Origin of the sequence: Extensimonas perlucida, assembly GCF_007655255.1 — a bacterium.
Lineage (GTDB): Bacteria > Pseudomonadota > Gammaproteobacteria > Burkholderiales > Burkholderiaceae_C > Extensimonas > Extensimonas perlucida.
Map to the genome: position 1 here is coordinate 33,591 of NZ_VMYE01000003.1, position 11,791 is coordinate 45,381.

An 11,791-nucleotide genomic window follows, 5' to 3' on the forward strand; every position below is an offset into this window, starting at 1 on the left:
ACTATCCGTGTCATCCGACACGACAGGTTCAAACATCAATATTCGCCGCGCGCAGCGCGTTCGTCTCGATGAACTCGCGCCGCGGTTCGACCTCGTCGCCCATGAGCATGGTGAACACGCGATCGGCTTCGATGGCGTCGTCGATCTGCACGCGCAGCAGGCGGCGCACGGCCGGGTCCATGGTGGTTTCCCATAGCTGCTCGGGGTTCATCTCGCCCAGGCCCTTGTAGCGCTGGCGGTTCGTGGTGCGCTCGGCTTCGGCCAGCAGCCACTTCATGGCCTGGCGGAAGTCGCTGACTTTTTCTTCCTTCTGGCGCTCGCCCTCGCCGCGCATGACTTTCGCGCCCTCACCGAGCAGGCCACGGAAGGTGTGCGCGGCTTCGGCCAGTGCGGCGTAGTCGGCGCCGTGCACGAAGTCCTGCGTGATCACGCTGCTCTTGACGTTGCCGTGGTGGCGGCGGCTGATGCGCAGCAGCGGTTTGTCGGTGCGCGGGTCGAATTCGGCCGTGACCTCGGCGGGCACGCCCGTGGGGTTGAGCGCGCGCAGCGCGGCCTGCAGCGTGGCGGCGCTATGCGCGGCGGCGTCCAGGTCGTCGAGGTTCAGCGCGACGCCGTCGGCCACGGCGCGCAGCGCTTCGGCGTCCATGAAGGCGCCCAGGCGTGCGATCACGCCCTCGGCGGCCTGGTGCTTGCGCGCGAGCGCGGCGAGCTCGTCGCTCGCGAGCGTGCGCGCGCCGGCGCTGCCCGTGAACACGCTGGCCTGGTGCAGCGCGATGCGCAGCAAAAAGCTCTCGAGCGCGGCGCCGTCCTTGAGGTAGAGCTCTTCCTTGCCGGCCTTGACCTTGTAGAGCGGCGGCTGCGCGATATAGATGTGGCCGCGCTCAACCAGCTCGGGCATCTGGCGGTAGAAGAAGGTGAGCAGCAGCGTGCGGATGTGCGCGCCATCGACGTCGGCGTCGGTCATGATGATGATGCGGTGGTAGCGCAGCTTGGCGACGTCGAAGTCGTCGCCGCCGCCGCTGCCGCCGGCCTTGCCTATGCCCGTGCCCAGCGCGGTGATGAGCGTGAGGATTTCATTGCTCGTGAGCAGCTTTTCGTAGCGCGCCTTTTCCACGTTCAAGATCTTCCCGCGCAGCGGCAGGATGGCCTGGAATTTGCGGTCGCGCCCTTGCTTGGCAGAGCCGCCGGCGGAGTCGCCCTCGACGATGTAGATCTCGCACAGCGCCGGGTCTTTTTCCTGGCAGTCGGCGAGCTTGCCGGGCAGGCCCATGCCGTCGAGCACGCCTTTGCGCCGCGTCATCTCGCGCGCCTTGCGCGCGGCCTCGCGCGCGCGCGCGGCGTCGATGATCTTGCCGCAGATCAGCTTGGCGTCGGTGGGGTGCTCCTGCAGGTAGTCGCCGAGCAGCTTGCCGACGATGTCTTCGACGGGTGCGCGCACCTCGCTGGACACCAGCTTGTCCTTGGTCTGGCTGCTGAATTTGGGCTCGGGCACCTTGACCGAGAGCACGCAGCACAGGCCCTCGCGCATGTCGTCGCCCGTGACTTCGACCTTGGCTTTTTTGGCGAGCTCGTTTTCCTCGATGTATTTGTTGATGACGCGCGTCATCGCGGCGCGCAGGCCGGTCAGGTGCGTGCCGCCGTCGCGCTGCGGGATGTTGTTGGTGAAGCACAGCACCTGCTCGCTGTAGCTGTTGTTCCACTGCATCGCCACTTCGACGCCGATGTGCGTGCCGGGGATGCCGCCATAGGCCTCGGCCGGGCGCTCGCCCGCGGCGTAGAACGGCGCAGGGTGCAAGGGCGTTTTGCCCTTGTTGATGAATTCGACGAAACCGCGCACGCCGCCGACGCCCGAGAAGTCGTCCTCCTTGCCGGTGCGCTCGTCGCACAGACGGATGCGTACGCCGTTGTTCAGAAAGCTCAGCTCGCGCAGGCGCCGCGCGAGGATTTCGTAGTGGAAGTCGAAGTTCTCTTTGAAGATTTCCGGGTCGGGCAAAAAGTGCACCTCGGTGCCGCGCTTGTCGGTGGGCCCGAGCTCGCGCATCTTGCGCACGGCCACGCCGTCGATGACTTCTTCGACGGCATCGACGGGAACGCCACGGCGAAACTCGATGAAGTGCTTTTTGCCGTCGCGCCGCACCGTGAGGCGCAGCCACTGGCTCAGCGCGTTGACGCAGCTCACACCCACGCCGTGCAGCCCGCCTGAGACCTTGTAGCTGTTCTGGTTGAACTTGCCGCCCGCGTGCAGCTCGGTCAGCGCGATTTCGGCGGCGCTGCGCTTGGGCTCGTGCTTGTCGTCCCACTTGACGCCGGTGGGGATGCCGCGGCCGTTGTCGATGACGGAAATGGAGTTGTCGGTGTGAATGGTGACGACGATGTCGTCGCAAAAGCCGGCCAGCGCCTCGTCGATGGAGTTGTCCACCACTTCGAACACCAGGTGGTGCAGGCCCGTACCGTCCGAGGTGTCGCCGATGTACATGCCGGGGCGCTTGCGCACGGCTTCGAGGCCCTCGAGGATGGTGATGGCGCCTTCGCCGTAGCTGTCGCCGGCATCGGCGCCGGCGCGAGCGTCGTCTTGCGCGGCAGGTGCGCCGGCACCCTGCGCGGCGGGATCGGGTTGCGTGGATTCAGCGGTCATGGGGGCCTTGGGTCCGAAGGAAGGCGCTGCTTCCATGGGTTTCATCATCAAATATGCCTTTTGCGCAGCTTCAGCAAGCGCAAGAAGCTATGTAGTTGGTAGCAATCGCGGGCCGAAAGATCACGGGCTTGGGCGGGCTTCAAATGCGCATGGGCATGAGCACGTACTTGAAGTCATCGCGTCCAGGCCGCGTGATGAGCACCGAGCTGTTGCCGTCGAGCAGCGACATCTGCAACAGCTCGTCGTCGAGCGTGGAGAGCGCGTCGATGAGGTAGGTCACGTTGAAGCCTATCTCTATGGATTCGCCGCCGTAGTCGATGTCGAGCTCATCGACGGCCTCTTCCTGCTCGTTGTTGTTGCTGGCCACGCGCAGCGTGCCGGGCTCTATGTTCAGGCGCACGCCCTTGAACTTGTCGGTGGTCATGATGGCCACGCGCTGCAGGCTGGCCAGCAGGGGCGCGCGGCCCAGCACGACGATGTTGGGGTGGTTGCGCGGCACCACGCGCTGGTAGTCGGGGAATTTTCCCTCGACGAGCTTGGTCACGAACTCCATGCCGCCGAAGGTGAAGCGCGCCTGGTTGCCGGCAAACTGCATTTCGATCTGCGGCTGCTGCTCGCCGCCCGCGTCGGAGAGCAGGCGCTGCAGCTCGAGCACGGTCTTGCGCGGCAGGATCACCTCCTGCTTGGGCACCTCGACTTCGAGCGTGGCGCTGGCCATGGCCATGCGGTGGCCATCGGTGGCGACGAGGCTGAGCTGCCGCCCCTCGGCCACGAACAAAATACCGTTGAGGTAGTAGCGGATGTCCTGCACCGCCATGGCGAACGAGACCTGGCGCAGCAAGTCCTTGAGCACCTTTTGCGGCACGCTGAACGCGGGGCCGAACGCTGCCTCCTGCACGAGCGGAAAGTCCTCGGCCGGCAGCGTGGCGAGCGTGAAGCGGCTCTTGCCGCCCTTGAGGATCAGCTTGCCGTCGCCCGAAGACTCCAGGCTCACCGTCTGGTCGGCAGGCATGGTGCGCAAAATGTCGATGAGCTTGCGCGCTCCCACCGTGGTGGTGAAGTCGCCCGCGTCGCCGCCGAGATCGGCGGTGGTGCGAATCTGCACCTCGAGGTCGCTGGTCGTGAGCTGCAGCGCGCCGCCCGTCTTGCGGATCAGCACATTGGCCAGGATGGGCACGGTGTGGCGACGCTCGACGATGCCGCTGACGGCTTGCAATACCGCGAGCACTTTGTCTTGGGGGGCCTTCAGGACGATCATGTCTACCTCTGCATCAATGGTGGAAACGCTGCGCGCAAGGGTGCCGGCGGGCGCTGGCGGCCGCGCCAAGGCGGCCCCAGGCATGCTGCCGCCGCCTGCACGGCAAAGCCCCGCATTTTGCCCGCTTTGCCGGCAGGGGCCGCAGCCCAACAATAGCCAATAGCCAATCTTTGCCCATCAGCCCTTGAGGGTTTGCTCCAGCACGTGCAGCTGCTGGTTGAGCTCGGTGAGCTGCTGGCGCTCGCCGGCAATCTTGCGCACGGCGTGCAGCACGGTGGTGTGGTCGCGCCCACCGAAGAGCTCGCCGATTTCTGGCAGGCTCTTTTGCGTGAGCTCCTTGGCCAGGTACATAGCGATCTGGCGCGGCCGCGCGATGCTCGCGGGCCGCTTTTTGGAATACATGTCGGCCACCTTGATCTTGTAGTAGTCGGCCACGGTCTTCTGGATGTTTTCGACGGAAATCTGCCGGTTCTGGATCGACAGCAGGTCGCGCAGCGCCTCGCGCGCAAGCTGGATGGAGACTTCTTTCTGGTTGAAGCGCGAATAGGCCAAGATCTTGCGCAGTGCGCCTTCGAGCTCGCGCACGTTGGAGCGCACGTTCTTGGCCACGAAAAACGCCACCTCCTCGGGCATCTCGGCCCCTTCGGTGCGCGCCTTGTTGATCAGAATGGCCACGCGCATCTCGAGCTCGGGCGGCTCTATGGCCACCGTGAGCCCGGCATCGAAGCGCGACACCAGGCGCTCGTGGATGTTGGCCAGCCCCTTGGGGTAGGTGTCGCTGGTCATCACGATGTGGCTCTTCTTGGCCAGCAGCGCTTCGAAGGCGTTGAAGAATTCTTCCTGCGTGCGGTCCTTGTTGGCAAAGAACTGCACATCATCGATCAGCAGCAAATCGAGCCCGTGGTAGCGCGCCTTGAAGTCGTCGAAAGTGCGCCGCTGGTAGGACTTGACCACATCCGACACGAACTGCTCGGCATGAATGTAGAGAACCTTGGCCTCGGGGCGCTCCTGCAGCAGCTGGTTGCCCACCGCGTGCACGAGGTGCGTCTTACCCAGCCCCACGCCACCGTAGATGAACAAGGGGTTGTAGAGATGCCCCGGCCGGGCGGCCACGTGCAGGGCTGCCGAGCGCGCCATGCGGTTGGCCGAGCCCTCCACCAGGGTGTCGAAAGTCAGTGCCGGGTTGAGCCGCGTGCGCTGGACGCCGCCGGTGCCACCCGCGCCTTCGGGGCTGTCGGGGTTTTCGCCAGCGCCCGCCGGCGCCGCTTCGGCCAGGCCGGGCCGGACCCCTTGCGACGCGGGCGCCACGGCGGCTGCGCTGCGCGGCACCGGGCGCCCCACCGACTGCGCCACCACCTCACGCGGCGCGAGCGCGAGCTCCAGCGCCATGGCCTGGCCCGACAAGGCCTCGAGCAGCGCGCTGATGCGGCCCGCATACTGGGCGCGCACCCAGTCGAGTTTGAAGCGGTTGCCGACGAACAGCGTGAGCCGGGAAAAATCCTCGGCCATCTGCGCCGTCAAGGGCTTGATCCAGGTGTTGAACTGCTGCTCGGGCAGGTCTTGCGCAAGCTGCTCCAGGCAGGCCTGCCACAAACCCTGGCCTGCAGCGGCCGCGTCTGTAAAGGGCTCGGCAGGAGACTCGGCAAGGCGCGGGGCATGGCGATCTGCGGGGGATTCGGTCAGATTGAAGCGGTCGTGGACGGCGCTGGAAAGAGGTTCCTCGGACATTGCAGGCAGGGCTCGAAACTGTGGATAGGAGGAACGGCGTGGGGCTGCGGATTGTAGCTTGCCCCAAAGTTATCCACAATTTTTTTGCCATCCTCCTGTGCGGGCTGGCTCCTGGTTTGGGTCGGGCGCACGAGGCGAAAATCGGCCGCTACGGCGCAGCCTTCGCCCCCAAGCCGCTCTCTGATACCCATGCCCACAACACACGATTCATCCCCTTGCCCTTGCGGCCGCCGCGATAACAGGCTGCGCCCCTTGGCCTATTCCGCCTGTTGCGGGCGCTACCTCGAGCACGAGGACTGCCCAGCGCCGGACCCCGAAAGCCTGATGCGTTCGCGTTACAGCGCCTTCGTGCGCCTGCGGGCCGACTACCTGCGGGCCACCTGGCACACCAGCACCCGCCCCGCGCAGCTCCAGCTCGACCCCGCCACCCGCTGGCTGGGCCTCACGGTGCGCAGCCAGCGCCTCACGGCCGCAGGCCGGGCCGAAGTCGAATTTGTGGCACGCTGCCGCGAGTCCGGGCGCGGCGTGCGCCTGCATGAGCGCAGCCGTTTCGCGTGCGAAAACGGTCGCTGGTTTTACGTGGACGGCGATCTTTTGTAACCGGGCCCAGGCCCATGGTGGGCCGCGCAGGGTATCGCCTCCGTGCCGCCAAACAGGCACAATCTCGCTAGGAGCCTGTCGGGCTTTGGGCGTCGAAAGCGAGAATGCGCCCCAGCGAGACCAGTTTTTGCCGGATTCGCCGCCCCATAGTGGTGCTATGGGGCAAGAAGACGGTAAAAAATGGGCCTCTGCGGCGCATTCGCAGCCGACGATTCCAAAGTCCGACAGGCTCCTAGCGCCTAACAAACCTTTGGTAGATTCGACGCCGTTGCCTTTTGGAGCTGCCATGCTTTTGCTTTTGCCTTTCCTCTTGCCTTTCTTTTCCCACCCCGAGGTGCCGGCATGAACCAGCTTTCCTCCTTGGACCTCACCGCGATTCCGCCCGAAGACGAGGCGCTGCGCCCACAGGTGCGCGCATTTCTCACGCAAGCGCTCAAGGACGTCCCCGCGCATATCCGCGCCAAGTCCTGGACGGGCTGCGACCCGGCGTTCAGCCGTGCGCTCGCGCGCCAGGGCTGGCTGGGCCTCACATTTCCGCGCGCATACGGCGGCGCCGGGCGCAGCGCGTTTGCGCGCTACGTGTTGGTGGAGGAGTTCCTCAACTCCGGCGCGCCCGTGGGCTCGCACTGGATCGCCGACCGGCAAAGCGGCCCGCTGCTGCTCAAGTACGGCAGCGAGGCGCAAAAGCAGTTCTACCTGCCCAAAATCTGCCGCGCCGAGGCCTTTTTTTGCATCGGCATGAGCGAGCCGGGCTCGGGCTCGGACCTGGCCAGCGTGCGCACGCGCGCCGAGCGCAACGCGCAGGGCTGGCTGCTCAACGGGCAAAAAATCTGGACCACGAACGCGCACAACTGCCACTACATGATCGCACTCGTGCGCACCAGCGGCACGCCGCAGGACAGACACCAGGGGCTGTCGCAGCTCATCGTCGATCTGTCGCTGCCGGGCGTCACGGTGCGCCCGATCACCGACCTGGCCGGTGACCAGCATTTTTGCGAGGTGTTTTTCGACAATGTGCAGCTCGCGCCCGACGCACTCGTGGGCGAAGAAGGCAAGGGCTGGGAGCAGGTCACGGCCGAGCTCGCGTTCGAGCGCAGTGGCCCTGAGCGCCTGTATTCGAGCATCGTGCTCTTCGACACCTGGCTCGCCTATGTGCGCACGCCCGCGGGCCATACGCCGGCGGCGCAGCGCCTCGCGGGCAAGATCATGAGCCAGCTCGCGCCGCTGCGTGCGCTCTCGATCGCCGTGACGGAAAAGCTCACGCGCGGCGAGAGCCCCGTCGTCGAGGCCGCGCTGGTCAAAGACCTGGGCACGGGCGTGGAACAGCTCATTCCCGCCGCGATCGCCGACGACCTGTTTGCGCGCAGCGACAGCGACGCGGTGCCGCTCGAGCTGCTGCAGACGCTCAACTACGTGACGCTGGTGGCGCCCTGCTACTCGCTGCGCGGCGGCACGCGCGACATCCTGCGCGGCATGATCGCGCGCGGCCTGGGGCTGCGCTGAGCGCACCCATCAAGCCCGTAGTTTTTTAGACATTTTCATATCGAATCGATAGCTGCTTGCGCTGAACAAACAAGCGCTGAAAGCATATTTAGCCTCATGGATTTTGCAATGTTTTCGATAGCATTTTCGACACCTTGCCCGAGGCGCCATGCACAAGGGGAGCCCAACCATGGATGATCTTTTTTCCGACGCCGTTGACCAGCTGCTGAGCGCGCAATGCACGCCGCAGGTAGTGCGCGCGATCGAGGCCGGGGGCGCGCACGCGGCGCTGTGGCAGCAGCTCGAAGACGCGGGCTTTGCCGACGCGCTCGTGCCCGAGGCTGCAGGCGGCGCGGGCCTGTGCCTGGCCGACGTGCAAGGCGTGCTCATGCAATGCGGCGCGCACGCGCTGCCGTTGCCGCTCGGTGAAACCCTGCTCGCACGCGGCCTGCTCGTGGCGGCCGGCGTGGCGCGGCCCCGGGGCGCGATCACGCTCGCCGAGGCCAGTGCCGCCAGTGCCGCTACTGCTGCGGGCACTGCCGCGGACGGCGTGCTGCGCTGCGCCAACGTGCGCCTGGGCGCAGTCGCCGACTGGGTATTGGTGGCCCGTGGCGGCGCGTGCCGGCTGCTGCCCACGGCCGGTGCCGAGCGCCTGCCCGCAGGCTTTTGCCTGGACGCCACGCTGCAGTGGCCCGCCAGCGCCTGGGACGCGGCCACGCCCGTGCCCGGCACGCACGACCTGCGCACACTGCAGGCCGCGCTCTACGCCGCGCAGATCGCGGGCGCGCTCATGGCCGTGTTCACGCGCACGCTGCAATACGCGAACGAGCGCCAACAGTTCGGCAAGCCGATCGGCAAGTTCCAGGCCATACAGCACCAGCTCGCCGTGATCTCCGAGCACAGCTTCGCCGCGCGCATGGCCGCGCAGCTGGGCTTGCGCGCGCGCGGCGTGCAGCCCGAGCGCCTGCACGCCGCCGTGGCCAAGGCGCGCACCAGCGAGGCCGCGCTCGAAGTCGCGGCGCTCGCCCACTCGATCCACGGCGCCATCGGCTTCACGGCCGAATTCGACCTGCAGCTTTACACGCGCCGCCTGCACAACTGGCGCCAGGCGGCGGGCTCCGAGTCGTACTGGCACGACGTGGTCGGCCAGGCGCTGCTCGAGCGCGGCGACGCACTGAGCCTCGATCTGCTGCGCGCCGTGACCGACCTGGCTTGAGACGTATTTACCATTCAGCCCTTTACCCATCAACGCTTTCAGCTACCAAACCATGAGCAACCCCTTCCTCAAGATCACGCGCGACGGCGCCATCGTCACGCTGACCATGAACCAGCCCGAGACGCGCAACGCGCTCACCGGCAACAACGCCGTGGCCGAATTCGTGCAAGCCTGCGCCGACATCGCGCTCGACCGCAGCGTGCGCGTGCTCATCGTCACGGGGGCCGACCCGGCGTTCTGCTCGGGCGGCAACGTCAAGGACATGCTGCGCTTCCAAAGCCCCGACCTGCAACCCGAGGCCATCCGCGAGGAGTACCGCAACGGCATCCAGCGCCTGCCCAAGGCGCTCTACAACCTCGACGTGCCCGTGATCGCCGCCGTCAACGGCCCCGCAATCGGCGCCGGGCTGGACCTGAGCTGCATGTGCGACATCCGCATCGCCTCGGAAAAGGCCACTTTTGCCGAGAGCTTCGTCAAGGTCGGCATCGTCCCCGGCGACGGCGGTGCCTGGCTGCTGCCGCGCGCCGTGGGCATGTCCAAGGCGGCCGAAATGGCCTTCACGGGCGAGGCGCTGAATGCGCAGCAGGCGCTGGCCTGCGGCCTGGTGTCGCGCGTGGTGCCGCACGAGCAGCTGCTGGACGAGGCGCTTGCGCTCGCGCGCAAGATCGCCGCCAACCCCGGCGGCGTGCTGCGCATGACCAAGCGCCTGCTGCGCGAGGGCGAACGCAGCTCGCTCGAATCGCTGCTCGAACTCTCGGCCGGCTACCAGGCGCTCGCCCACACCACCGCCGACCACCACGAGGCCGTGCGCGCCTTCATCGAAAAGCGCGCGCCGCGCTTTGCGGGCTGAGACGGTGTGGCGGCCTGGGCTCTGCCAGGCCAGTCAGGGCTTGCGGGCCTGCTTGCTGCAGGGCGGGCCAGCGCCTCGGTAAAATCGCGCCCCTTGCGACCAGCGCGTCGCCCTGCTCCGCCTGCCCTCTGCGGCGCCACGCGGGGCCCCACCCACACCCGAGAACCCCGTGTCCTACGCCTCAGAAACGCGGCGCCGCCGCACTTTTGCCATCATCTCCCACCCCGACGCGGGCAAGACCACGCTGACCGAAAAGCTGCTGCTGTTTTCGGGCGCGATCCAGATCGCCGGCGCCGTCAAGGGCCGCAAGGCCAGCCGCCACGCCACCAGCGACTGGATGGAGATCGAAAAGCAGCGCGGCATCTCGGTGGCCTCGAGCGTGATGCAGATGAGCTACCGCGAGCACGTCATCAACCTGCTCGACACGCCCGGCCACAAGGACTTCTCTGAAGACACCTACCGTGTGTTGACAGCGGTGGACAGCGCGCTCATGGTGATCGACGCGGCCAACGGCGTGGAGGCGCAGACGCGCCGGCTGATCGAGGTCTGCCGCCAGCGCGACACGCCCATCATCACCTTCGTGAACAAGATGGACCGCGAAGTGCGCGCGCCGCTCGACATCCTCGACGAGGTCGAGCGCGAGCTCGGCATGTCCTGCGTGCCCATGACCTGGCCCGTGGGCCAGGGCAAGCGCTTTGGCGGCATCATCAATCTGCGCACGCAAAGCATGACGGTGTTCGAGGCCGGCTCCGAGCGGCGCCCGCAGGACTTCGAAACCATCCCTTTGTGCGAAACCGAGCGCCTGCGCGCGCGCTTCGGCAGCGAATTCGACGAGGCCATGGAGAGCATGGAGCTCGCCGTGGGCGCCTCGCCCGCCTGGGACCACGCGGCCTTTCTGGCCGGCAAGCAGACGCCGGTGTTCTTTGGCTCGGGCGTGAACAATTTTGGCGTGATGGAGGTGCTCGACGCATTGGTTGACCTGGCGCCGCCGCCCGGCCCGCGCCTGAGCACCTTGATCGTGAACAAGCAGCCGGTGGAAAAAACCGTACAGCCCGACGACGAGGGCTTTTCGGGCGTGGTGTTCAAGGTGCAGGCGAACATGGACGCCAACCACCGCGACCGCATCGCCTTCGTGCGCGTGGCCTCGGGCCGCTACACGCCGGGCATGAAGCTCAAGGTGCAGCGCACAGGCAAGGAGCTGCGCCCGACCAGCGTGGTCACCTTCATGAGCCAGCGCCGTGAGGCCGTGGACGAAGCCTACGCGGGCGACATCATCGGCTTTACCACGCACGGCGGCGTGCAGCTGGGCGACACCATCACCGACGGCGCGAACCTGCAGTTCACGGGCCTGCCCTTTTTCGCGCCCGAGATGTTCATGACCGTGGTGCTGAAAAACCCGCTGCGCACCAAGCAGCTGCAGCAGGGCCTTTTGCAGCTTGGCGAGGAAGGCGCGATCCAGGTCTTCAAGCCCGACATGGGCGGCAACATGCTGCTGGGCGCCGTGGGCCAGCTGCAGTTCGAAGTGGTGCAGCACCGCCTGGCCACCGAGTACGACTGCGAAGTGCGCCTCGAAGGCTGCCCCTACACGAGCGCGCGCTGGATCAGCGCCGACAGCGCGCAGGAGCTGCGCGAATTCGAAGCCGCCTACCCCACGCGCATGGCGCACGACGCCGCGGGCGCGCTGGCCTACCTGTGCACCAGCCCCTACGACGTGCGCCTGGCGCAGGAGCGCTTTCCCAAAATCCACTTCCACCCGCTGCGCGAGCACGCGGGGCTGTCGCTGGGCAGCGCCGGGTAACTCCTTGATTGATAGCTGCTTGCGCTTGATGGATAAGCTTTAGAGGCTGTTTTGATGCAAATTCCGGCGATGCAGAGACGGTTCAACTCAGATGGTTCATGAGGGCGCGGCGGCTGGTGCGGCAGTTGGGTCGCGGATGAAACACCCGTCATTGCGAGCCCCGCAGGGGCGCGGCAATCCAGTCCCGCAAGGGGCACAGGCGCCGCATCGAAGGCCGCATGGAT

9 protein-coding genes are annotated in these 11,791 nt (G+C 66.7%); 6 read left to right on the forward strand and 3 right to left on the reverse strand.

The window, feature by feature from the left end; all coding sequences use genetic code 11:
• Window positions 1–28: 28 nt before the first annotated feature.
• The 3 genes from gyrB to dnaA form a co-directional block, all read right to left on the reverse strand.
• On the reverse strand, window positions 29–2,635 hold the full coding sequence (gene gyrB, locus FK527_RS04090) for a DNA topoisomerase (ATP-hydrolyzing) subunit B (RefSeq protein ID WP_144730126.1): 2,607 nt from the start codon (window positions 2,633–2,635) through the stop codon (window positions 29–31).
• A gap of 139 nt (window positions 2,636–2,774) precedes the next feature.
• On the reverse strand, window positions 2,775–3,893 hold the full coding sequence (gene dnaN, locus FK527_RS04095) for a DNA polymerase III subunit beta (protein ID WP_144730129.1): 1,119 nt from the start codon (window positions 3,891–3,893) through the stop codon (window positions 2,775–2,777).
• Between the two features lie 177 nt (window positions 3,894–4,070).
• Window positions 4,071–5,621 (reverse strand): chromosomal replication initiator protein DnaA, encoded by a 1,551-nt coding sequence (gene dnaA, locus FK527_RS04100; RefSeq protein WP_144730132.1) that lies wholly within the window; start codon window positions 5,619–5,621, stop codon window positions 4,071–4,073.
• A 189-nt stretch (window positions 5,622–5,810) separates the two neighbouring features.
• On the opposite strand from dnaA, the gene FK527_RS04105 reads away from it, so the two are divergent.
• The 6 genes from FK527_RS04105 (at window position 5,811) to FK527_RS04130 (ending at window position 11,567) form a co-directional block, all read left to right on the forward strand.
• A complete protein-coding gene (locus tag FK527_RS04105) occupies window positions 5,811–6,221 on the forward strand; it encodes a YchJ family protein (protein WP_144730135.1) in 411 nt (136 codons plus the stop codon).
• Between the two features lie 85 nt (window positions 6,222–6,306).
• A complete protein-coding gene (locus FK527_RS04110) occupies window positions 6,307–6,567 on the forward strand; it encodes a hypothetical protein (RefSeq protein WP_144730139.1) in 261 nt (86 codons plus the stop codon).
• A complete protein-coding gene (locus FK527_RS04115) occupies window positions 6,564–7,724 on the forward strand; it encodes an acyl-CoA dehydrogenase family protein (RefSeq protein ID WP_144730142.1) in 1,161 nt (386 codons plus the stop codon). Before FK527_RS04110 ends, FK527_RS04115 begins: the two co-directional genes overlap by 4 nt.
• Before the next feature lie 169 nt (window positions 7,725–7,893).
• Window positions 7,894–8,919 carry an acyl-CoA dehydrogenase family protein gene (locus FK527_RS04120; protein ID WP_144730145.1) on the forward strand — a complete coding sequence of 342 codons (1,026 nt, stop codon included), beginning with the start codon at window positions 7,894–7,896 and terminating at the stop codon, window positions 8,917–8,919.
• A gap of 52 nt (window positions 8,920–8,971) precedes the next feature.
• A complete protein-coding gene (locus tag FK527_RS04125) occupies window positions 8,972–9,769 on the forward strand; it encodes a crotonase/enoyl-CoA hydratase family protein (RefSeq protein WP_144730148.1) in 798 nt (265 codons plus the stop codon).
• Between the two features lie 169 nt (window positions 9,770–9,938).
• The gene (locus FK527_RS04130) at window positions 9,939–11,567 is read left to right on the forward strand and encodes a peptide chain release factor 3 (protein WP_144730151.1); all 1,629 of its coding nucleotides are present in this window, start codon (window positions 9,939–9,941) and stop codon (window positions 11,565–11,567) included.
• Window positions 11,568–11,791 lie beyond the last annotated feature (224 nt).